The sequence below is a fragment of the Streptomyces sp. NPDC026092 genome (assembly GCF_040638605.1).
In the GTDB taxonomy this organism is placed as follows: Bacteria; Actinomycetota; Actinomycetes; order Streptomycetales; family Streptomycetaceae; genus Streptomyces.
In genome coordinates, this window is sequence record NZ_JBEZYN010000017.1 from 75,768 (window position 1) to 99,294 (window position 23,527).

15 protein-coding genes are annotated in these 23,527 nt (G+C 71.8%); 12 read left to right on the forward strand and 3 right to left on the reverse strand.

What is annotated here, in order from left to right; all coding sequences use genetic code 11:
• Positions 1–159: 159 nt before the first annotated feature.
• Entirely contained in the window at positions 160–525 is a 366-nt protein-coding gene (locus tag AB0F56_RS25940) for a WhiB family transcriptional regulator (RefSeq protein ID WP_362013720.1), read from the reverse strand.
• A 452-nt stretch (positions 526–977) separates the two neighbouring features.
• Between AB0F56_RS25940 and AB0F56_RS25945 the strand changes: the two genes are divergently transcribed.
• The 4 genes from AB0F56_RS25945 to AB0F56_RS25960 all read left to right on the forward strand — a co-directional run bounded on the left by AB0F56_RS25945 (position 978) and on the right by AB0F56_RS25960 (position 5,324).
• On the forward strand, positions 978–1,589 hold the full coding sequence (locus AB0F56_RS25945; RefSeq protein WP_003948568.1) for a response regulator transcription factor: 612 nt from the start codon (positions 978–980) through the stop codon (positions 1,587–1,589).
• A gap of 286 nt (positions 1,590–1,875) precedes the next feature.
• Positions 1,876–2,451, forward strand: coding sequence for a sigma-70 family RNA polymerase sigma factor (locus tag AB0F56_RS25950; protein ID WP_362013722.1), 576 nt, complete (start codon positions 1,876–1,878; stop codon positions 2,449–2,451).
• A gap of 140 nt (positions 2,452–2,591) precedes the next feature.
• On the forward strand, positions 2,592–4,094 hold the full coding sequence (gene guaB / locus AB0F56_RS25955; protein ID WP_362013724.1) for an IMP dehydrogenase: 1,503 nt from the start codon (positions 2,592–2,594) through the stop codon (positions 4,092–4,094).
• Between the two features lie 105 nt (positions 4,095–4,199).
• A complete protein-coding gene (locus AB0F56_RS25960) occupies positions 4,200–5,324 on the forward strand; it encodes a GuaB3 family IMP dehydrogenase-related protein (protein ID WP_315891650.1) in 1,125 nt (374 codons plus the stop codon).
• 88 nt (positions 5,325–5,412) lie between these two features.
• Here the strand turns inward: AB0F56_RS25960 and AB0F56_RS25965 are convergent, their stop codons facing one another.
• Entirely contained in the window at positions 5,413–6,654 is a 1,242-nt protein-coding gene (locus AB0F56_RS25965) for a nucleotide sugar dehydrogenase (RefSeq protein WP_362013726.1), read from the reverse strand.
• A gap of 226 nt (positions 6,655–6,880) precedes the next feature.
• On the opposite strand from AB0F56_RS25965, the gene AB0F56_RS25970 reads away from it, so the two are divergent.
• From AB0F56_RS25970 to AB0F56_RS25995, 6 genes are all read left to right on the forward strand, one after another.
• Positions 6,881–8,587 carry a glycerol-3-phosphate dehydrogenase/oxidase gene (locus AB0F56_RS25970; protein WP_362013728.1) on the forward strand — a complete coding sequence of 569 codons (1,707 nt, stop codon included), beginning with the start codon at positions 6,881–6,883 and terminating at the stop codon, positions 8,585–8,587.
• Positions 8,588–8,866: 279 nt separating this feature from the next.
• Entirely contained in the window at positions 8,867–11,245 is a 2,379-nt protein-coding gene (locus AB0F56_RS25975; RefSeq protein ID WP_362013730.1) for a serine/threonine-protein kinase, read from the forward strand.
• A gap of 164 nt (positions 11,246–11,409) precedes the next feature.
• A complete protein-coding gene (locus AB0F56_RS25980) occupies positions 11,410–14,154 on the forward strand; it encodes a protein kinase (protein WP_362013732.1) in 2,745 nt (914 codons plus the stop codon).
• A gap of 148 nt (positions 14,155–14,302) precedes the next feature.
• Positions 14,303–15,946, forward strand: a complete 1,644-nt coding sequence (locus AB0F56_RS25985; RefSeq protein ID WP_362013734.1) for a serine/threonine-protein kinase — start codon at positions 14,303–14,305, stop codon at positions 15,944–15,946.
• A 155-nt stretch (positions 15,947–16,101) separates the two neighbouring features.
• Positions 16,102–17,727: a succinic semialdehyde dehydrogenase gene (locus AB0F56_RS25990; protein WP_362013736.1), complete on the forward strand. Its 1,626-nt coding sequence runs from the start codon at positions 16,102–16,104 to the stop codon at positions 17,725–17,727.
• Positions 17,728–17,785: 58 nt separating this feature from the next.
• On the forward strand, positions 17,786–19,597 hold the full coding sequence (locus AB0F56_RS25995) for a GMC family oxidoreductase (RefSeq protein WP_362013738.1): 1,812 nt from the start codon (positions 17,786–17,788) through the stop codon (positions 19,595–19,597).
• 642 nt (positions 19,598–20,239) lie between these two features.
• Here AB0F56_RS25995 and AB0F56_RS26000 read toward each other — a convergent pair.
• Positions 20,240–20,536, reverse strand: coding sequence for a chorismate mutase (locus AB0F56_RS26000; RefSeq protein ID WP_362013740.1), 297 nt, complete (start codon positions 20,534–20,536; stop codon positions 20,240–20,242).
• 336 nt (positions 20,537–20,872) lie between these two features.
• Between AB0F56_RS26000 and guaA the strand changes: the two genes are divergently transcribed.
• Both guaA and AB0F56_RS26010 read left to right on the forward strand, forming a co-directional pair.
• Entirely contained in the window at positions 20,873–22,474 is a 1,602-nt protein-coding gene (gene guaA / locus AB0F56_RS26005; protein WP_362013742.1) for a glutamine-hydrolyzing GMP synthase, read from the forward strand.
• Between the two features lie 125 nt (positions 22,475–22,599).
• Positions 22,600–23,406 carry a class II aldolase/adducin family protein gene (locus AB0F56_RS26010; protein WP_362013744.1) on the forward strand — a complete coding sequence of 269 codons (807 nt, stop codon included), beginning with the start codon at positions 22,600–22,602 and terminating at the stop codon, positions 23,404–23,406.
• The last annotated feature ends 121 nt before the right edge of the window (positions 23,407–23,527 follow it).

Sequence of the window (23,527 nt, forward strand, 5' to 3'; positions counted from 1 at the left end):
GCCGGTGGGTGCACCGGCCGGCCTTGTGGTCGTACCGGTTAGGTGTACCGGCCCGGCCGGTGCCGCTCCGCGCGCCCCCGGGCCGCGTGCGGCACGGCACCGTACCCGGCCGTCACCGCCCGAGCAGAAACGTTCCTTCAGATCGTCGTGTCCTCAGGTTCAGGCTCGCCCCAGACCTGCCGGACCCGCTGTCGACGCCGTCGCCGGCCGTGGCGACGAGGTCGTGGCCGAAGCCGTGATCAGGCGATTGCGGGCTCGTCCCATGAGCTCTTCGCGTTCGTCCTCGGTGAGGCCGCCCCATACGCCGTAGGGCTCGCGTACGGCGAGTGCGTGTGCCGCGCACTCCGCGCGTACCGGGCACCGCATGCAGACCTCTTTCGCCGAGTTCTCACGCGCACTCCGTGCCGCGCCGCGCTCTCCCTCGGGGTGGAAGAACAGGGAGCTGTCGACTCCGCGGCAGGCCGCGAGCAGTTGCCAGTCCCACAGATCGGCGTTGGGTCCGGGAAGGCGGGAGAAATCTGCCATTGCGCTTGTCCCCTTGAAACCGTGTCGAACGGATTGGTTGGGCGGGTGGATGGCCGATGAGCCGGGGGCCCTTCACCCCCCGTGGGTCTCGCGTACCCGCTGCCGCGGGCTTGATCCGACCGTACAACTACTGTCTAAGTAGATGTAAATATGACTCATTGCGAATCTAGCCACAGACACCTCAAAAAGGGAAGAAATCCCGCTAAATGGGGCATAGCTTCCACTGAAGGACGGATGACCTGCGGCGCTCTCCTCCGCGTTCGCTCCCTCACGTAGAGTGCCGAAGGCGGCCGTCCGACCCGTAACTCTTTCGAGTGACCGTCGTTGAGAGTGCGGAGGCGGTTGAAGGAACAAGTGCTCGGGCAGGTGTCCGAGGGCGTCAACCGCACAGGTGACGATACGTACCAGCCCTGGAGGCTTTAGGTGACGTGCAACAGCTGCGGAGGGCGGCCATGACATCCGTCCTCGTCTGCGACGACTCCCCGCTTGCCCGAGAGGCTCTTCGCCGCGCGGTTGCGACCGTGCCCGGTGTGGAGCGCGTGACCACCGCGGCCAACGGCGAGGAAGTCCTCCGCCGCTGGGGCGCGGACCGCTCGGACCTGATTCTGATGGACGTACGCATGCCCGGCCTGGGCGGCGTCGAGACCGTCCGCCGGCTGCTCTCCGCGGACCCGGGCGCCCGCATCATCATGCTGACCGTCGCCGAGGACCTGGACGGGGTCGCGCTCGCGGTCGCCGCAGGTGCCCGCGGGTACCTGCACAAGGACGCCTCGCGCGCCGAGCTGCGGGCCACGGTCACCCAGGCGCTCGCCGACCCGACCTGGCGGCTCGCCCCGCGCCGGCTGCGGTCGGCCGAGATGGGCGCGGCGCCGACGCTCACCGCGCGCGAGATCCAGGTGCTCGAAGGCATGAGCCACGGCCGGTCCAACGCGGAGATCGGGCGCGAGCTCTTCCTCTCCGAGGACACGGTGAAGACGCACGCGCGACGGCTGTTCAAGAAGCTGGGCGCCTCGGACCGGGCGCACGCCGTCGCCCTCGGCTTCCGTTGGGGCCTGGTCCGCTAGGACCTCGCGTGCCGACGACAGGCCGCGTCCCCGTCCGCCGAACGCGGGCGGGGCGGCAGTCCGGGGCACCGCGACGACGGCGGCCCGGATCTCCGATGACGACGGCTTGTGTCACTTCCGCGCGGGATGCCGCATCCTTGATGGTGTGGAGTTCCTCGGGGACGAGTCGATCGAGCGGAAGGGGAGGGCGCAGGAGATGAGTTCCGGCGCACCTACTCATAACGCTTCGGTGCACAACTATGGACGCGGTGCCACGGATTCTGAGGCGTCAAGGCACCATGGAGCGATGCGCGACGACGAGACCACGGTGATCGGTGCACTCGTTCACCGTGCCGTCGAGGGCGACGCACAGGCCACGCACGACCTTCTGGCGCGCGTGCACCCCCTCGCCCTGCGCTATTGCCGTACGCGACTGAACCGGCTGCCCGGTGATGCTCGCCACTTCGTCGAGGACCTCGCGCAGGAGGTCTGCGTCGCCGTCCTGATGGCGCTGCCGCGCTACAAGGACACGGGCAGGCCCTTCGAGGCCTTCGTCTTCGCCATCGCCGGACACAAGGTCGCCGACCTCCAGCGCGCCGCGATGCGGCACCCGGGCTCGACGGCCGTCCCGTCCGACGAGATGCCCGAGCGGCCCGACGACTCCCTGGGCCCCGAGGAACGTGCGCTGCTCAGCGACGATGCCGAATGGGCCAAGAAGCTTCTCGCCAACCTTCCGGAGAACCAGCGGGAGCTGCTGGTGCTGCGGGTGGCGGTGGGCCTCACGGCCGAGGAGACCGGCCAGATGCTCGGGATGTCCCCGGGGGCGGTACGGGTCGCGCAGCACCGCGCGCTCAGCCGGCTGCGGGCCCTGGCCGAGCAGTAAGGGTCGACGAGGGCCGGTGGCCCTCACGTACACGTACGAACGTCCAAAGCTGCTCTCTGATCTTGATCGTGGAATGAGACACCGTCGAGGCCCGTTAGCATGGACATCCGCACCGATCAAGGCCATCTGGGGAAGGTGTCATGACTGCCAACGTCGACGGAGTGCCCGAGAAATTCGCGACACTCGGGCTGACCTACGACGATGTGCTGCTGCTGCCAGGCGCGTCGGAAGTGCTGCCGAACGCGGTCGACACCTCGTCCCGCATCTCGCGCAATGTACGGGTGAACATCCCCCTGCTCTCCGCCGCGATGGACAAGGTCACCGAGTCCCGCATGGCCATCGCCATGGCGCGGCAGGGCGGCGTCGGCGTGCTGCACCGCAACCTGTCCATCGAGGACCAGGTCAACCAGGTCGACCTCGTGAAGCGCTCCGAGTCCGGCATGGTGACCGACCCGATCACCGTGAACCCGGACGCCACGCTCGCCGAGGCGGACGCGCTCTGCGCCAAGTTCCGCATCAGCGGTGTCCCGGTCACGGACGGCTCGGGCAAGCTGCTCGGCATCGTCACCAACCGCGACATGGCCTTCGAGTCCGACCGCGCCCGTCAGGTCCGCGAGGTCATGACGCCCATGCCGCTCGTCACCGGCAAGGTCGGCATCAGCGGTGTGGACGCCATGGAGCTGCTGCGCCGCCACAAGATCGAGAAGCTTCCGCTCGTCGACGACGCCGGTGTGCTCAAGGGCCTCATCACGGTCAAGGACTTCGTGAAGGCCGAGCAGTACCCGCACGCGGCGAAGGACTCCGAGGGCCGGCTGATCGTCGGTGCCGCGGTGGGCGCGAGCCCGGAGGCCCTGGAGCGGGCCCAGGCGCTCGCCGCCGCCGGTGTGGACTTCCTGGTCGTGGACACCTCCCACGGCCACAACAGCAACGCCCTGAGCTGGATGGCGAAGATCAAGTCCACCGTGAACGTGGACGTGATCGGTGGCAACGTGGCGACCCGCGACGGCGCCCAGGCCCTGATCGACGCCGGTGTCGACGGCGTCAAGGTCGGCGTCGGACCCGGCTCGATCTGCACCACGCGCGTGGTCGCCGGTATCGGCGTCCCGCAGGTCACCGCGATCTACGAGGCCGCGCTCGCGGCCCGCGCGGCCGGGGTCCCGGTCATCGGCGACGGCGGCCTGCAGTACTCCGGCGACATCGGCAAGGCGCTCGCCGCCGGTGCCAGCACGGTGATGCTGGGCAGCCTGCTCGCGGGCTGCGAGGAGTCGCCCGGCGAGCTCCAGTTCATCAACGGCAAGCAGTTCAAGTCGTACCGCGGCATGGGCTCGCTCGGCGCCATGCAGTCGCGCGGCCAGGGCCGCTCGTACTCGAAGGACCGCTACTTCCAGGCCGAGGTCGCCTCCGACGACAAGCTCGTGCCCGAGGGCATCGAGGGCCAGGTGCCCTACCGCGGCCCGCTCGCCAACGTGCTGCACCAGCTCGTCGGCGGTCTGCGCCAGACGATGGGCTATGTGGGCGCCGCCACCATCGACGAGATGGAGTCCAAGGGCCGCTTCGTCCGGATCACCTCGGCGGGCCTCAAGGAGAGCCACCCGCACGACATCCAGATGACGGTCGAGGCGCCGAACTACAGCAGGAAGTAACGCGGCGCGACGCGTGGGGCGGTTCCGGCATGCGGCCGGAACCGCCCCACGCGCGTGTGTCGGGGATACTGGTAGGCGCAGACGTAGAGGGAAAGGCCACACATCGTGACTGAGATCGAGATCGGGCGCGGCAAGCGCGGCCGCAGGGCGTACGCGTTCGACGACATCGCCGTCGTACCGAGCCGGCGCACCCGGGACCCGAAGGAGGTCTCGATCGCCTGGCAGATCGACGCCTACCGCTTCGAGCTCCCCTTCCTGGCCGCCCCCATGGACTCGGTCGTGTCGCCGCAGACCGCCATCCGGATCGGCGAGCTGGGCGGCCTCGGCGTCCTGAACCTCGAAGGCCTGTGGACCCGGTACGAGGACCCGCAGCCGCTGCTCGACGAGATCGCCGAGATGGACGAGGCCACCGCGACCCGCCGCCTCCAGGAGATCTACGCCGCTCCGATCAAGGAGGAGCTGATCGGGCAGCGCATCAAGGAGGTGCGCGACTCGGGCGTCGTCACCGCCGCCGCGCTCTCCCCGCAGCGCACCGCGCAGTTCTCCAAGGCCGTCGTCGACGCCGGCGTGGACATCTTCGTGATCCGCGGCACCACGGTCTCCGCCGAGCACGTCTCCGGCGCGGCCGAGCCACTGAACCTCAAGCAGTTCATCTACGAGCTCGACGTCCCGGTCATCGTCGGCGGCTGCGCCACGTACACCGCGGCCCTGCACCTGATGCGCACCGGCGCGGCGGGTGTCCTGGTCGGCTTCGGCGGCGGCGCGGCGCACACCACGCGCAACGTGCTGGGCATCCAGGTCCCGATGGCGACCGCGGTCGCCGACGTGGCCGCGGCCCGCCGTGACTACATGGACGAGTCCGGCGGCCGATACGTCCACGTGATCGCCGACGGCGGTGTGGGCTGGTCGGGCGACCTGCCGAAGGCGATCGCCTGTGGCGCCGACTCGGTCATGATGGGCTCCCCGCTGGCCCGCGCGACGGACGCGCCGGGCAAGGGGCACCACTGGGGCATGGAGGCCGTCCACGAGGACGTGCCGCGCGGCAAGCTGGTCGACCTGGGCATCGTCGGTACGACCGAGGAGATCCTCACGGGCCCGTCGCACTCCCCGGACGGCTCGATGAACTTCTTCGGCGCCCTGCGCCGCGCGATGGCGACGACGGGCTACAGCGAGCTCAAGGAGTTCCAGCGCGTCGAGGTCACGGTCGCGGACTCGCAGCACAAGCGCTGACGCGTTCTCGTTCGTAGGCGCTTCTCGTACGTACGGAGAGGGGCCCCGCACCGGGTGGTGCGGGGCCCCTCTCCGTCTTTGGCGGGTGTCAGAGGCGGTGGGCCGCGCCCGCCGGGGTGGCGCCGCGGGTGTCGAGGAGGAGCTGGGCCTTGACCGCCAGGCCCTGGAGGTCGTACGTGCGGTGGTGCTGCAGAAGCACCGTCAGGTCGGCGTGGGCGGCGGCCTCGTAGAGCGAGTCCGCGCGGGGGACCGGGAGGTCGCGGACGCGCCAGTCCGGGACGTGCGGGTCGTGGTAGCTGACCACGGCGCCCAGGTCCATGAGGCGGCGGGCGATCTCGTCGGCCGGGGAGCTCTCGCGGTCGGCGAGATCGGGTTTGTACGTGACGCCCAGCAGAAGCACCCGGGCGCCCCGGGCGGACTTGCCGTGCTCGTTGAGGAGGGTCGCTGAACGCTGGACGACGTAACTCGGCATGCGGTCGTTGACCTGGCTCGCCAGCTCGACCATGCGGAGCGGGCGGTGGGGGCCGATGGTGTCGACGGGGACGCCGTGGCCGCCGACGCCGGGGCCGGGGCGGAAGGCCTGGAAGCCGAAGGGCTTGGTCTCGGCGCAGCGGATGACGTCCCAGAGGTCGACGCCGAGCTCGTGGCAGAGCACCGACATCTCGTTGACCAGGGCGATGTTGACGTGCCGGAAGTTGGTCTCCAGGAGCTTGACCGTCTCGGCCTCGCGCGGGCCACGCGCGCGTACCACCTTGTCGGTGAGCCGGCCGTAGAAGGCGGCTGCGGACTCCGTGCAGGCGGGGGTGAGGCCGCCGATGACCTTGGGGGTGCCCGCGAAGCCGTGGGCGCGGTTGCCGGGGTCGAGGCGGCCGGGGGAGTAGGCGAGGTGGAAGTCGCGGCCCGCGCGCAGCCCGGAGCCCTCCTCCAGGACGCCCCGCAGCACACCTTCGGTGGTGCCGGGGTGGGCGGGCGATTCGAGCAGCACCGTCGTGTGGGGGCGCAGCCGGGCGGCGAGGGCGCGGGCGGCGTCGAGCACGGCGGTCAGGTCGAGGGTCCGGTCCGGGCCGAGCGGGGTCGGGGCGCAGATGACGGCGGTACGGACCCGGCCGAGTTCGGCCGGGTCGGTGGTGGGCCGGAAGCCCCCCGAGAGCATCCGGCGGATCTCCGATGCGGTGAGCGAGCCGTCGACGGGCGAGCGGCCGGCGGAGAGTTCGGCGACGGGTCGCGGATCGGTGTCGTAGCCGATGGTGTTGACGCCGGCGGCGATCGCGGCCTGGGCGAGGGGGAGTCCGATGTGGCCGAGGCCGATGACGGCGAGGTCAGCGGGCATGGGGGGTGGGCCGTCCTTCCCTGTAGCCGGAGGGGACGAGACGCGCAAGCCCGGTGGACAGAACGGGGCGAACGCAATGTCAGACTAGGCGTAAATATGACCGATATGCCGTATTGCGGGGCCAAAGGTCGCCGAGTGTTATCCACAGGCGGTGGCTGAAGTCGGAGGGCCGGGCCAGAATCGAGTCTGTGGTGCCCGATCACGCGGGGGACGACGGGAGGCAGCGGTGAGGACAGCGACACTGGGACCGGCCGAGCGCGCCGAGGCGCTCGCGGCGATGGCCGAGCGGGAACTGGACGTGCTGGTCGTCGGAGCCGGAGTGGTCGGCGCGGGGACGGCCCTGGACGCGGTCACGAGAGGACTCTCGACGGGGCTCGTCGAGGCCCGGGACTGGGCGTCCGGCACGTCGAGCCGGTCGAGCAAGCTGATCCACGGCGGCCTGCGCTATCTGGAGATGCTGGACTTCGCGCTGGTGCGGGAGGCGTTGAAGGAGCGCGGCCTGCTCCTGGAGCGGCTCGCCCCGCACCTGGTGAAGCCCGTGCCCTTCCTCTACCCCTTGCAGCACAAGGGCTGGGAGCGGCTCTACGCGGGCTCGGGCGTCGCGCTGTACGACGCGATGTCCCTCTCCTCGGGCCACGGCCGAGGCCTCCCGGTGCACCGCCACCTCTCGCGGCGCAACGCCCTGCGGGTGGCCCCCTGTCTGAAGAAGGACGCCCTGGTCGGCGCGTTGCAGTACTACGACGCCCAGATGGACGACGCCCGCTTCGTCGCCACCCTCGTCCGGACGGCCGCGAGCTACGGCGCGAAGGTCGCCAGCCGCGCGAGGGTCGTCGGCTTCCTGCGCGAGGGCGAGCGGGTGGTCGGCGCCCGGGTCCAGGACGTCGAGGCGGGCGGCGAGTACGAGATCCGCGCGAAGCAGCTCGTGAACGCGACCGGGGTGTGGACGGACGACACCCAGGCGCTCATCGGGGAGCGCGGGCAGTTCCACGTCCGTGCCTCGAAGGGCATCCATCTGGTCGTGCCCAAGGACCGGATTCACTCCAACAGCGGACTGATCCTGCGGACCGAGAAGTCCGTGCTGTTCGTGATCCCGTGGGGACGGCACTGGATCGTGGGCACCACCGACACCGACTGGGACCTGGACAAAGCCCACCCGGCCGCCTCCAGCGCCGACATCGACTATCTCCTGGAGCATGTGAACAGCGTCCTCGCGGTGCCGCTCACCCGGGACGACGTCCAGGGCGTCTACGCGGGACTGCGGCCCCTGCTGGCCGGCGAGTCGGACGCCACGAGCAAGCTCTCGCGCGAACACACCGTCGCGCACCCGGTCCCCGGCCTGGTCGTCGTGGCCGGCGGCAAGTACACCACCTACCGGGTGATGGCCAAGGACGCCGTGGACGAGGCCGTGCACGCGCTCGACCAGCGGGTCGCCGCCTGCGTCACCGAGGACATCCCGCTCCTGGGCGCCGAGGGGTACAAGGCGCTGTGGAACGCGCGGGCCAGGATCGCCGCCAGAACGGGCCTCCATGTCGTGCGCGTCGAGCATCTGCTCAACAGGTTCGGTTCGCTGACGGAGGAGCTCCTGGAGCTCATCGCCGCCGACCCCGGCCTCGCCGAGCCGCTGACGGGGGCCGAGGACTATCTGCGCGCCGAGATCGTCTACGCCGCCTCGCACGAGGGCGCCCGGCACCTGGACGACGTCCTGACCCGGCGCACCCGCATCTCGATCGAGACCTTCGACCGCGGCACGCGCAGCGCGCGGGAGTGCGCCGAGCTGATGGCGCCGGTGCTCGGCTGGGACGAGCGGCAGATCGAGAAGGAGGTCGAGCACTACGAGAAGCGAGTGGAGGCGGAGCGCGAGTCGCAGCGGCAGCCGGACGACCTGACGGCGGACGCGGCCCGGCTCGGCGCCCCCGACATCGTGCCGATCTGACCCGTTCGGGCGGGTCCGGTACGAACTCCGCGTCCGGGAGGGGACGTTGAGGGCGGGGTGCGGCATCCTGTCCGTACGGGTGTGGAACCCGAAGGGGGTGCGCCCGCGTCGGGTGTCGGAGTGGGAGCGCTTTCCCGCGGGGCCGTCCTCTCGGAGTGCGGACCCGGGAGCGGGAACGGTCCCGGGGTGAGAGACAATGGGCTCTCTTCCAGGGCGGGTTACCGCATCGCGCGGCAAGCGGCGGACGCGGGCGAAGATCAGGGATCGCAGAGGGGACGCATGTCGGAGGCGGAGCAGTCGCGGGACACGGCGCGGGACCCTCGGCGGGACGCCGGCGCGGGTGCCGGAACCGACGGCGACCGGGGCGTGGTCCCCGCGGCACGTGAGGCGGAGCCGGACGTGAAGTCCGGCACGGACGCGGGCACGGACGCGGGTCCGGGCACGGAGTCGGCCGCGGCCGAGAGCGCGGCCGAGGCCGCGCCCGGCGGCGCGGAGAAGACGCCGGAGCCGGAGAAGGTGTCCGAGCCGGAGAAGAAGCCGGAAGCCGAGAAGAAGCCGGACGCCGAGCGGAAGTCCGCTGCGGCGAAGGCCGACGCGGTGAAGGCCGCCGCGCCGGGTGCGGAGTCGAAGGCGGCGAAGGCGAAGGCCTCCGAACCGGCCGACGGCGTGCCGTCTGACGCGCGGCCCGCCGGCGACGAGCGGTCCGAGGCTCGACGCGCCGACGGCGAGTCGTCCGGCGACGCGCAGCCCGCCCGCGGTGGTGGGGCGGCGTTCCGGAAGTCCGGCGCGGGGGCGGGTGGGGGAGTGCCCGCCGAGGGGCGGTTGCTCGCCGGGCGGTACCGGCTCGACGGGGTGCTCGGGCGCGGCGGCATGGGCACGGTGTGGCGCGCGGTCGACGAGACCCTCGGCCGGACCGTGGCCGTCAAGGAGCTCCGCTTCCCCAACAGCATCGACGACGACGAGAAGCGACGCCTCATCACCCGGACCCTGCGCGAGGCGAAGGCCATCGCCCGGATCCGTAACAACGGCGCCGTGACCGTCTACGACGTCGTCGACGAGGACGACCGGCCGTGGATCGTCATGGAGCTGATCGAGGGCAAGTCCCTCGCCGACGCCGTCCGCGAGGACGGCACGCTCACGCCGCACCGCGCCGCCGAGGTCGGCCTCGCCATCCTCGACGTGCTCCGCTCCGCGCACCGTCAGGGCATCCTGCACCGCGACGTGAAGCCGTCCAACGTCCTGATCGCCGAGGACGGCCGGGTCGTCCTCACCGACTTCGGCATCGCGCAGGTCGAGGGCGACCCCTCGATCACCTCCACCGGCATGCTCGTCGGCGCGCCCTCGTACATCTCGCCCGAGCGGGCCCGCGGCCACAAGCCGGGCCCCGCCGCCGACATGTGGTCGCTCGGCGGACTGCTGTACGCGAGCGTCGAGGGCAGCCCGCCGTACGACAAGGGCTCCGCGATCGCGACGCTGACCGCCGTGATGACCGAGCCCGTCGACCCGCCGAAGAACGCCGGGCCGCTGCTCGAGAAGGTCATCTACGGCCTGCTGGCCAAAGACCCCGACCAGCGCCTCGATGACGCCGGTGCGCGCGTGCTGCTGAGCGCCGTGCTCGACGCGCCCGCGCCGGTCGCCGAGCCGGAGCCGTCGGTCGAGGCCACCAGGGTCGTACCGCTGCCGCCGGTTCCCCCGGAGCCGCCGCGGCAGGCGCCGACCGCCGCCAGGGAGAAGGGTCCGGACGCGGGCGCCGAGCGGATGCGCGGCGCGCTGAAGTCCGTACGGAACGCGGCCGCGACGTCGCGCTCCGAGCCGCGGCCCAAGCCGGAGCCGATCCAGGGGGCGAACAGGCCGGCGCAGCCGCGGGCCTCGCTCACCGACGTCGTACCGCGCCGCACGCTCGTCATCATCGCGGGGATCGTGGTCCTCGCCCTGCTCGGCACCATCCTCGCCGTCGCCCTCGGCGGCGGTGACGACGCCAAGGACAACAAGGGCGGCGGCAAGGGCTCCGACAAGACGGCCTCCGCGGGCGCCACCGCCGGCAACGGCGACACCGCCAACCAGGGCAAGGGCCAGACCCCCAGCGACCCCGGTCAGCAGGGCGGCGAGCAGACGGCCGACCCGGGCTCCGGCTCGGGTTCGGGCGGGCAGACCGGTACGCCGTCCGGGAAGCCCGGCACGGGCGCGCCCGGGACCCAGCTGCCGGCCGGCTACACCATGGTGACGAACAGCCGCTTCCACTTCTCCATGGCGATGCCGTCCACGTTCCGGCTCAACGCCATAGCGGGCCGGAACTCGGGCGGGATCTTCAACGCCGACGGCGGGTACCCGCGCGTCCAGGTCGACTACAACGACAGCCCGAAGGACGACGCGGCCGCCGCGTGGAGCGCGGCCGTGGCCGCCGTCTCCGCCAGCAGCAACGGCTACAGGCACATCGGCATCAAGTCGGTCTCGTACAAGGGGTACCCGACGGTCGCCGACTGGGAGTTCGAGCGCACCGAGAAGGGCATGCGCGTCCGGATACTGAACCGGGGCTTCAAGGTCGACGCCACCCACGGCTACTCGATCATGATCACCTGCAAGGCGGACGAGTGGGACGGCCCCGCGTGCAAGACCCTGCGGGACACGGCGTTCGCCACGTTCAGCCCCAAGGACTGACCGGCGCCACGTATCGTGAGAGGTCGTGGACCGTACGCAGCCGAAAACCATCGCCAACTGTGCGGTCCCGGATCGGAATTGATGGTTTCGCGCGGTCCGCGCGATTCATGAGCTGAGCGGGATCCGTGCGACCCGGGGGACAGCGCGCTCGGTGGGGAGGCGTCGTGGACGACTACGCGGGAAGGGTGCTCGCCGACCGCTATCGCCTGCCCGTACCGCCCGAGGACGCGTACGAACTCGTCGAGACCCGCGCCTTCGACACCTACAGCGGCCAGGAAGTCCTGGTCCACCAGGTGCCGTTGCCCGAGGTGATCGACGCCGAAATGGTCGACGAGGACGGCCGGGGACACGCCCCGCACCGGGCGAGTTCCGGCCGGGCGACCCGGCGGCCCACCGACCCCGCGGTGCGCCGCGCGGTCGAGGCGGCCCAGGCCGCCGCGCAGATCCCCGACCACCCCAGGCTGGACCAGGTCTTCGACGTGTTCGCGGAGGCCGGTTCGCTGTGGATAGTGAGTGAACTGGTCGCGGCCAGGCCGCTCGCCGCGCTCCTCGCCGAGGAGCCGCTGACCCCGTACCGCGCGGCCGAGATCGGCTCCGACGTCCTCACCGCCCTGCGCGCACTGCACGCCCACGGCTGGACCCACCGGAACATCACGCCCAGGACCGTCCTCGTCTGCGACGACGGACGCGTGGTCCTGACCGGCCTCGCGGCGGGCGCGGCGGAGGAGGCCCTGTGCGGCTACGCACCGGTGCCGTTCGCCGACGAGGACGAGGGCGAGGCGGAGGGCGCGGAGTGGCCCGTCGCCGGGGAGGAGCCGTCGGAACGGGAAGCGCAGGGCGCCGATGCCGCCTACGCAGCGGAGGCGGAGGCGGGTGCGGCTGCGCCCGTCGCGCGGCCCGAGCTTCCCGCGGGTGCCGCCCCGCCCGCCGCCGACGTACGGGCCGCCCGTGCGGGCGCCATCGCGGCGTACCGGGCGGGTGCCCGCGCCGCCGCGCACATCGGCGAGACCGGGGTCGTCCCGGTGCAGCGCCCGACCCCCGAGCCCGCCCCCGAAGCCGAACCTCCGTCGCCCTACCCTCCGATGCCACCGGCGCCCGCCCCCGTGCCCGCCCAGGGCCTCGGGCCCGAGCCGCACTGGTGGTCCCAGACCGGGGACGACGAGGACGAAGACGACGTCGACGAAGACGAGTACCCGGCGCCGTACCGCAAGGGGTACGGAGACGAGGGCGGCGGCCCCACGCGCGCGATGCTTGCCGGGACCTGGAGCGACGGCCCGCACGCCTCGCGCGACGGCTCCGGTTCCATCCCCGCGGGCGGCAGCCCCGCGCTGCCCGCCCTCCCGGCCGGCTACACCCCCGCGCAGCTCCCGGACCCCGAGCCCGTCCCCGTACCCGCACCGGCCTCCGGCGGCTGGGACGGAGCGGCGGCCGGGCAGGGCGACGCGCCCCTGGCCGTCTACCGGGGCCCCGCCACCCGGCTCGCCGCCGAACGGGCCCGCCAGGCACGGATCGCCGTCGTCGGCGCGGTCACCGAGCGGTGGGCGCCCGAGCAGGCGGGACCGGTCCACGAGAACTGGCGTCTGGCCCCGCCCATCGGCCCCTCCACCGACCTCTGGGCGCTCGGCGCGCTGCTCTACCGTTCCGTCCAGGGCCACGCCCCGTACCCCGAGGACAACGCCGCCGAGCTCGTCCAGCTGGTCTGCGCCGAGCCCCCGGCCTACGCCGAGGAGTGCGGCCCGCTGCGGCCCGTCGTCGAGTCGCTGCTCCGCCAGGACCCCACCGAGCGCCCCGACTTCGAGGAGCTGAGTGGCTGGCTCCGCTCCCTCGTCCGCTCCGCCCCGGAGCCCGACGCGGGCGTCGGCGTCATACCGCTGCCGTCCGTCGACGAGACGAAGCTGCCGATCGTACGGCGCCGTGGCGAGCTGGTCCGCAGACGCCGAGGGGGAGCGGCGGGCGGCCGTCACCGCCACCGGAAGGGCGGCGGCCGGCAGGGCGTCGCCACCCGCGAGGAGCCGAGGGAGGAGCAGCGCGAAGGCCGGCGACGGGAGTTCCGGCAGGAGTCCCGCCAGGACTTCCGGCAGGAGTTCCCGCAGGAGCACTTCCACGAGGAGCTTCCGCAGCGTGCCCCACGCGCCCCGCGCGCGCCCCGGGCCCCGCGCGGCGCGGGCGCGGGTGCCCGTTCCCCGCGCTCCCTCGGCCTGACGCTGCTCCTGGCGATCCTGCTGCTGCTCGTCGGTGTGATGGCGTACGCCGTGCTGTTCCTGCCCAAGGACGGCGAGGACGGCGCGGACGGGCAGGGGCCCGCCGGGCGGTCCGTCACGCCGACGGGCGGACCGACCTCGGCACCGACCCCCGGCCCGACCGGTTCCAAGCCCGGTTCCGCGCCCAGCGCCAAGCCGAGCACCGCGAAGACGACTCCGCCGGCCACCACCGCCAACCCCGGCGCCGCCGGACTCGCCGCCGGGTACACCCTCCGCAAGGACCCGGAGGGCTTCGAGGTCGGTGTGGCCGAGGGCTGGCGGCGCAGCCCGATCAACGACGCCGGACAAATCCGGTACACAGGGGGCGATTTCGTCCTCGTCGTCGTCCCCGGCCGGGACACCGTGCAGGCCAACGGCTCGGACCCGATGGCGTACCAGCGCACCAAGGAGCGCGAGCTCCAGCCGTGGCGGGACTCCTCCTGGTCGAGTGCGTCGGGTCTGCGCCGGATCGAGGTGGGGCAGCAGGTCATGGCGGTGGGCCAGTTCACCTGGCAGGACACCACGGGGCGTGAGGTCTTCGTCCGCAATCTCGCCCTGATCGAGGGCGGCCGCTACCACGTCGTGCAGGTCATCGGCCCGGAGAGCGAGCGCGACAAGGTCTCCGAGATCTACGACCAGGCGGTGAAGGTCTACCGCGCGACCCGCTGAACCGCTCCCCACCGGGCCCCCGTGGGACCGCCGTCGGGCCGCCGAACCGCTCCCCGCCGGTCACAGTGCGGTTCCTTTGCGAGCCCCGAGGTTCCGTCCCCCGTCTCCCCCTCCGTAACCTGTCTTCCGAAGGAACGGGCGGGGGACTGTGGAACATTCTCAGGGCACGGACACGGGCGCGGGGCTGCTGCTGGCCGGACGGTACAGGCTGGGCGAGACCATCGGTCGCGGCGGCATGGGCAAGGTCTGGCGGGCGCACGACGAGGTCCTGCACCGAGTCGTGGCGGTCAAGGAGTTGACGGCGGGTCGGTTCGTCGCCGAGGCCGACCGCCTCGTGCTGCACGCCCGTACGCAGAAGGAGGCCCGCGCCGCCGCGCGGATCACCCACCCGGGCGTGGTCACCGTCCACGACGTCCTTGAGCACGACGACCGGCCGTGGATCGTCATGCAGTACGTCGACGGGCCCTCGCTCGCGGACGCGGCGAAGGAGGCCGGCACGATCGAGGCGCGCGAAGCGGCGCGGATCGGGCTGCACGTCCTCGGGGCCCTGCGCGCCGCGCACGCCGCCGGAGTGCTGCACCGGGACGTCAAGCCCGGCAACGTGCTCCTCGCCCGCGACGGGCGGGTCCTGCTCACCGACTTCGGCATCGCGGCGATCGAGGGCGACTCGACGATCACCCGGACCGGTGAACTCGTCGGCTCCATCGACTATCTGGCGCCGGAGCGGGTACGGGGCGGCGATCCCGGCCCGGCCTCGGACCTCTGGTCCCTCGGCGCGACGCTGTACACGGCGGTGGAGGGCACCTCGCCGTTCCGGCGGACCTCGCCGATCAGCACCATGCAGGCCGTCGTGACCGAGGAGCCGCCGCACCCGGCGAAGGCGGGCGCGCTGGCCTCCGTCATCGTCGCCCTGCTCCGCAAGGACCCGGCGGAGCGGCCGGGCGCCGACGAGGCCGAGCGGATGCTGCTCGACGCCATGGAGGGCCGTACCCCGGAGGCGGCCCAGGCGTACGTACCGACGCAGACGGTCGGGCGCGACGAGCTGACCTCCGCCACCACCCCGCTCCCGGCCACCCAGGACGACCCGGCGTCCACGGCCACCCCCGGGCCCGCCACCGTGCCCCAGCTCGCCGGTCCCGGCCGCCGTCCCGGTCCCGAGCCCAAGAGCCGCGGCCGGTGGCGTACGGCGGTCCTGGCGGCCGTCCTCACGGGACTGGTCGCCGGTGGAGCCGTCTTCGCCGCCATGAACCACTCGGGCGGCGGCAAGGGCGCACAGGGCGGCGGCCAGAGCACGCAGCCCTCCGTGACGCCGACGAAAAAGCAGGACACCGTGCCGGCCGGCTGGCGCCGCGTCGAGGACCGCAAGGGCTTCAGCCTGGTGGTGCCCGACGGCTGGAAGCGGCGGGAGGACGGCGACAACGTCGACTACACGCCGGACAACGGCCGCCACCGGATCCGGATCAGCATCGACCCCACGCCCGACTTCGAGAACCCGTACGTGCACGTGCTCGACCTGGAGAAGACGCTGAAGAAGCGGTCCCAGTACCAGCGCGTCTGGCTGAACCAGAACACGTACCGCGACCAGGTCCGTTCCGCCCGGTGGGAGTTCACCTGGCTCGAGAAGCAGAACTTCCCGGGCCCGAGGCACGCCATCGACCAGCTGTACTTCGGGGACGACGGCACCGAGTACGCCATCTTCATGGCCTCGCCGGAATCGAGCTGGGAGACGACCCGGGAGCAGTTCGACGTCGTCCTGCGGCACTGGCGGGCCCCGGGCGAGAAGACGGACTGAGGGATACGGAGCGCGCGGAAATCGCGCTCCCGGCCGACCGTAAGCCCCTGATCAGGGCTTATATGCCAGCGATCGCTGGCGCGATTGTGCGCACCCGGTGAAAACGCATTACCGACGGGTACCCAAAGGGCGTTCCGCGGCCTACCCTCGCCCTCATGACGGACTCGCAGGCACTCACCACCCCGGCCACCGCCGCCGGCACGAACCCCCTCGCGCCCTCGCCGGCCGGTGCCCGCACCGCCGCCGACGTGGTCACGCCGGAGGTGGTCGCCCAGCTCACCCGCGGCGTCGCCGGTTCCGGCCGCACCGCGAACCACACCCCCTTCACCGGGGAGAAGCTGGCCGACCTGCCCGAGTCCACCCCCGAGGACGTCGCCGAGGCCTTCGCCCGCGCCCGCGCCGCCCAGGGAGCCTGGGCCGCGACCCCCGTCAAGGCCCGCGCCGCCGTGCTGCTCCGCTTCCACGACCTGATCCTCGAGCGCCAGGCCGAGGTCCTCGACCTCATCCAGCTGGAGACCGGCAAGGCCCGGCTGCACGCCCACGAGGAGATCCAGTCGGTCGCGGTCGCCGCCCGCCACTACGGCCGCAAGGCCGCCTCCTACCTGCGCCCCAAGCACCACACCGGCGTCGTGCCGACCCTCACCAAGGTCACCGAGCTGCGCCAGCCGCGCGGTGTCGTCGGCCAGATCGCGCCCTGGAACTACCCCCTGGAGCTGTCCGTCGGCGACGCGCTGCCCGCCTTCGTCGCCGGCAACGCGGTCGTCATGAAGCCCGACACCGAGACCGCGCTCACCGCGCTCTGGGCCCGTGACCTGCTCATCGAGGCCGGCCTTCCCGCCGAGGTCTTCCAGGTCGTCATCGGCGAGGGCCCGGTCGTCGGCCCCGAGGTCGTCAAGCACGCCGACTACGTCTCCTTCACCGGCTCCACCCGTACCGGCCGCCAGGTCGCCCAGGGCGCCGCCGCCCGGCTCGTCGGCGTGACCCTCGAACTCGGCGGCAAGAACGCCATGCTCGTCCTCAAGGACGCCGACATCGAGAAGGCCGCCGCCGGCGCCGTCCGCGCCTGCTTCTCCTCCGCGGGCCAGCTCTGCATCTCCATCGAGCGGCTGTACGTCCACGAGTCGATCGCCGACGACTTCGTCGCCCGCTTCGCCGCCCGTACGAAGGCGATGCGGCTCGGCAACTCGCTCTCCTACGGCGCCGACATGGGCTCCCTCGTCGGCGAGCGGCAGTTGGAGACGGTCACCAAGCACGTCGAGGAGGCCGTCGCCAAGGGCGCCAAGCTCGTCGCGGGCGGTGTCGCCCGCCCCGACATCGGCCCGCTCTTCTACGAGCCGACCATCCTCGACGGCGTCGAGGCCCCGATGGCCGTCTGCACCGAGGAGACCTTCGGCCCGGTCGTCTCCATCTACCGCTTCAAGGACGAGGACGACGTCGTCGAGCTGGCCAACGGCACCCCGTACGGCCTCAACTCCTCCGTCTGGACGAAGGACTCCCGGCGCGGCCACGCCGTCGCCGCCCGGCTGCGCACCGGCACCGTCAACATCAACGAGGGGTACGCGCCGGCGTACGGCAGCGTCCAGGCGCCGATGGGCGGCATGAAGGACTCCGGGCTCGGCCGCCGCCACGGCTCGGAGGGCATCCTCAAGTTCACCGAGGCCCAGACCGTGGCCCAGCAGCGGCTGCTGCCGCTCGCGCCGTCCTTCGGGATGGACGACGAGAAGTACGCCGCCTTCATGAGCCTGTCCCTGAAGGCGATGAAGGCCCTGCGCCTGCGCTGACGCCCACCTGCGCCGACGCACACCGCCCGATTCCGCACCTTTTCGTACGAGGAGAGCCATGACCGCGGTACCCCCTTCCCAAAATCGGGAGCAGGAAGAGGACGACGCGTACGACTACGACGTCATCGTCGTCGGCTCCGGCTTCGGCGGCTCGGTCACGGCCCTGCGCCTGACAGAGAAGGGCTACCGGGTCGGCGTCCTGGAGGCGGGCCGCCGCTTCACCCGGGCGGAGCTGCCCAAGAACTCCTGGGACCTGAAGAACTTCCTCTGGGCCCCGGCCCTCGGCCTCTACGGCATCCAGCGCATCCACCTGCTGGGCAACGTCATGGTCCTGGCCGGCGCGGGCGTGGGCGGCGGCTCGCTGAACTACGCCAACACCCTCTACGTACCGCCCACGCCGTTCTTCGAGGACCCGCAGTGGCGGGACATCACGGACTGGCAGGAGGAGCTGGCCCCGTACTACGACCAGGCCAAGCGGATGCTGGGCGTCCGGCTCAACCCGACCATGACCCCCTCGGACGTCCACCTGAAGGCGACCGCGCAGGCCATGGGCATCGGCGACACCTTCCACATGGCGCCGGTCGGGGTCTTCTTCGGCGACGGCGAGGATGCCGAGGGTACGTCGAAGGCCGCGCCGGGCAAGGAGGTCGCCGACCCGTACTTCGGCGGCGCGGGGCCCTCGCGCAAGGCCTGCACCGAGTGCGGCGAGTGCATGACGGGCTGCCGGCACGGCGCCAAGAACACCCTCAACGAGAACTACCTCCACCTCGCCGAGAAGGCCGGCGCCGTCGTCCACCCCATGACCTCCGTCGTCGCCCTGACCGAGGACTCGCGGGGCGGGTACGCCGTCAAGACGCTGCCGACCGACAACCGTAAGAAGGGCAAGGGGCGTACCTTCAGGGCCCCGCGGGTCGTCGTCGCGGCCGGTACGTACGGCACGCAGACCCTGCTGCACCGGATGAAGGACACCGGGCTTCTGCCCCGGATCTCGGCCCGGCTCGGCGAGCTGACCCGTACCAACTCGGAGGCCCTGGTCGGCTCCCAGACCACCGACCGGCGCTACCGCAGGAAGCACGGCGTGGAGAAGGCCGACTTCACACGCGGGGTCGCGATCACCTCGTCCATCCACCCGGACGAGAACACCCACATCGAGCCGGTCCGCTACGGCAAGGGCTCCAACGCCATGGGCGGCATGACGATCCTCCAGGTGCCCTACGGGGCCCATCGGGTACGGAACTGGCTCCTGGAACTGGTCAAGCACCCCACCCTCGCCGCCCGGTCCCTCTCCAACCGCCGCTGGTCGGAGCGGACCATCATCGGGCTCGTCATGCAGTCCCTGGACAACTCCCTGACGACCTACCGCAAGCCGGGCGGCCTCGGAAAGGGCCTGCTCACGGCCCGGCAGGGGCACGGGGCGCCGAACCCGAACCAGATCCCCGAGGCGACCCGGGCCGCGTCCCTGCTCGCCGAGGAGATCAACGGCTTCGCCGGCTCCAACATCGGCGAGCTGATGGGCACCCCGCTCACCGCGCACTTCCTGGGCGGCTGCCCGATCGGCGCGGACGCGGAGTCCGGTGTCATCGACCCGTACCACCGGCTCTTCGGCCACCCGGGCATCTCGGTCGTCGACGGTGCGGCGGTCTCCGCCAACCTCGGCGTCAACCCGTCGCTGACGATCACGGCGCAGGCGGAGCGGGCGATGTCCTTCTGGCCCAACAAGGGCGAGGCGGACCCGCGCCCGGGCCAGGGGGAGACGTACGTCCGTGTCGGGGCCGTCGCCCCGAAGGCCCCGGTGGTCCCGGCGGACGCGTTCGGCGCGCTGAAGCTGCCGTTCCTGGGGATTCCGGCGGTGCCGCCGAAGAAGGCGTAGCCGCAGGCGGTGAAAACGGAAGAGGCGCTGCACCCCCCTCCGAGTGCAGCGCCTCTCCAGCTTCTGGGTGGTGCTGCATGCATGACCTGTGGCCAGGGAGATTGGTTGTAGGCCGGAACAGGAAATGTCATGTGACGCCTGTCACATGGCCATGCGGAGGTGTGTGCGGTCATGCGGGCGCCTGGGCGGCTCTGGCTGCGCGCAAGGGCCCCGCGGCGCGATTCCGGTCGCGCGGCGGGGCCCTTGGAGGTCGGCACCGGTGTCAGGGCAGCGGCGGTGCCGAGGGAGCGCGGCGCCGGGGGTGCGCCGTGCGGGGTGTGTGGGGAGGAGGGGACGGGTGGTGTGGGGGTGTGTTCGTCTGGACCGGTTGCGGTCGGCCCCGGGCGTCCCCGGGGCCGACCGCCCTTTTGGGTGACCGGGCTGCTGTCCCCTGCCGTCCGGTCACACGCGCTGGGGCGAGGTCCCACGACGTACTTGCGGTACGTCACACGCCCCAGCGAAGCCACGCGTGGTTTTTTCGGGCCCGCCCCTGGGTGGCACGGACAACGGGACCAACGAAGGGGTGCGGGAGCCGGTCACGCGCCGTACGGGTGAGAGCGGGCCCGAACTCAGGTCCGTACAGACGCCCGCTTGCGGGGGCGCTCAGATGCGGCCGCGGCACAGCTCCAGCATCGTCATCGCGAGCGCCGTGCCCGGCTTGCCCAGCGCGTCCCTGTAGTGGCCGAGCACCTCCATCTCGCGCGCGAGGTTCACCCGGCGGCCGCCCGAGCCGATGCGGGCCTCCTGGATCACGGCCGAGACGGCCATCCGTTCCTGGATCAGGCCGATGATCCGGTCGTCGAGCGCGTCGATGCGCTCGCGCGCGTCGCCGATGAGCGCGGCCGCCTCGTCGGTGCGGGCGCCGGTCTTCTCGGTCTTCTCGGTGGTGGTGGCGGTCATGGTGGGGCTCCTCGGGGTGGTGTCGGATGCCCCGGAGCGACTCGGCCCGGAAACGACAGAACGCCCCGGGCCTTGTCGGCCCGGGGCGCCTGGGAAGTCGCTTGTCAGTTGCTCAAGCAGCACGACCATGGCAGCCGGACGGGCCGGTGCCATAGGTAAAGACGAAGGTCGAGAGCTTGCGCATGCGGACAGTATGTCCCCTCGTGCGGGACCGGGGACAACCCGGGTTCGGATGGTGAGACGAAAAGTGGCACCGCCGCGCCGGTAGAATCGACAAATAGCCCCCCGTTCGGGGGACCCCTCGGACCCCCTCCCTACCGCCGGAAGGCCGCCGTAGTGTCATCAGCGACTCCCGCTGCCGCGCCCGACGTCACCAACCCGGACGTAGTCCTCGTTGTCGACTTCGGCGCTCAGTACGCCCAGCTCATCGCCCGTCGCGTCCGTGAGGCGCGGGTCTACAGCGAGATCGTCCCGTCCACCATGCCGGTGGCCGAGATGCTGGCCAAGAAGCCCAAGGCGATCATCCTCTCCGGCGGCCCGTCCTCCGTCTACGCGGAGAACGCCCCGCGCCTCGACCGCGCGCTCTTCGAGGCCGGCGTCCCCGTCTTCGGCATGTGCTACGGCTTCCAGCTGATGGCGACCACCCTCGGCGGCACCGTCGACAACACGGGTGCCCGTGAGTACGGCCGTACGCCGCTGCACGTCTCCAAGGCCGGTTCGACCCTCTTCGAGGGCACCCCGACCGAGCAGTCCGTGTGGATGTCGCACGGCGACGCCTGCTCCGCCGCCCCCGAGGGCTTCACCGTCACCGCGTCCACGGACGTCGTGCCGGTCGCCGCCTTCGAGAACGACGCGCAGAAGCTGTACGGCGTCCAGTACCACCCCGAGGTGCTGCACTCCACGCACGGCCAGCAGATCCTGGAGCACTTCCTCTACCGCGGCGCCGGCATCGAGCCGTCGTGGACCACGGGCAACGTGATCGAGGAGCAGGTCGCGGCCATCCGCGAGCAGGTCGGCACCAAGCGCGCCATCTGCGGTCTCTCCGGCGGCGTCGACTCCGCCGTGGCCGCCGCGCTCGTGCAGAAGGCCATCGGTTCGCAGCTGACCTGCGTCTACGTCGACCACGGTCTGATGCGCAAGGGCGAGACCGAGCAGGTCGAGAAGGACTTCGTCGCCGCGACCGGCGTCCAGCTGAAGGTCGTCGACGCGCAGGAGCGGTTCCTCACCGCGCTCGCCGGGGTCTCGGACCCCGAGGAGAAGCGGAAGATCATCGGTCGCGAGTTCATCCGCGTCTTCGAGCAGGCGCAGGCCGAGATCGTCGCCGAGTCGGCGGGCCACGGCGAGGACGTCGCCTTCCTCGTCCAGGGCACGCTCTACCCGGACATCGTCGAGTCCGGCGGCGGCACCGGCACCGCCAACATCAAGTCCCACCACAACGTGGGCGGCCTCCCCGAGGACCTGGAGTTCGAGCTCGTTGAGCCGCTGCGCCAGCTGTTCAAGGACGAGGTCCGCATGGTCGGCCAGGAGCTCGGACTGCCGGAGGAGATCGTCCAGCGGCAGCCGTTCCCCGGCCCCGGCCTCGGTATCCGGATCGTCGGCGAGGTCACCAAGGACCGTCTGGACCTGCTGCGCGAGGCCGACGCCATCGCCCGCGAGGAGCTGACGGCGGCCGGTCTCGACCGCGAGATCTGGCAGTGCCCGGTGGTCCTGCTCGCCGATGTGCGCTCCGTGGGCGTGCAGGGCGACGGCCGGACGTACGGCCACCCGATCGTCCTTCGCCCGGTCTCGTCCGAGGACGCGATGACGGCGGACTGGACGCGGATGCCGTACGACGTGCTCGCGAAGATCTCGACGCGGATCACGAACGAGGTCGCCGATGTGAACCGCGTGGTGCTCGACGTGACGAGCAAGCCGCCGGGCACCATCGAGTGGGAGTAGTCGCTCCCGTACGCGTGTGAAACCGCCGCCCCCACCATCCGGGGGCGGCGGTTTCGTCGTGTAGGTCGTTGTCGGTCGTGTGATCTGTCTGGTCAGTTGCGGGGCCCGGCGTTACCTTCCCGCGCATGAGCGAGACACCGGCCTCCGTACCCGCCCCCGCGCCCGTACCTGTCGATCGGCTGCATGTCGCGATGCCTCCCGTCCACGGGACCGTCGAGGAGGAGCGGACGTACCGCAAGCGGAGACTCGCGGGCGCGCTGCGGCTCTTCGCCCGGTTCGGGTACGAGGAGGGCGTCTCCGGTCATGTGACCGCCCGGGACCCCCAGTACGCCGACTGCTTCTGGGTGAACCCCTTCGGCGCGCCCTTCGCCGAGCTGACCGCGAGCGACCTCGTCCTGGTCAACGGGGACGGGCAGGTGGTGCGGGGCGGCGAACACGTCAACCAGGCGGCCTTCGCCGTCCACGCCGAGGTGCACCGGGCGCGGCCGGACGTCGTCGCCGTCGCGCACAGCCACTCCGTCCACGGGCGGGCGCTTGCCGCGCTCGGCGAGCTGATCGAGCCCATCACGCAGGAGGCCTGCGCCTTCTACCAGGACCACGCGCTCTACGACGCGTACACCGGTGTCACCGTCGACCGCGAGGAGGCGCGGCGCATCGCCGTCGCCCTCGGCCCGTACAAGGGGATCGTGCTGCGCAACCACGGGCTCCTGACCGTCGGGACCTCGGTCGACGCGGCGGCCTGGTGGTTCATCGCCATGGAACGGTGCGCCCAGGTGCAGCTGACCGCGCGGGCGGCGGGCAAGCCGGTGCCGATCGGGCACAAGGACGCGGTCGCCACCCGGGAGCAGCTCGGCGCCGATCTCGCGGCCTGGATCAACTACCAGCCGCTCTGGCGCAGGATCAGCCGCACGGAGCCCGAACTGCTGTCGTAACACGGTGTCCTCAGCTGTCTTTACGTCAATGTGATGACGGTTCAATCACCCCCGCGCGGGGCGCTCGGAGCGCGTGGGAGGCGTTTCGGTACGGCACAATTCCCCATACTCAAGGGTCAGT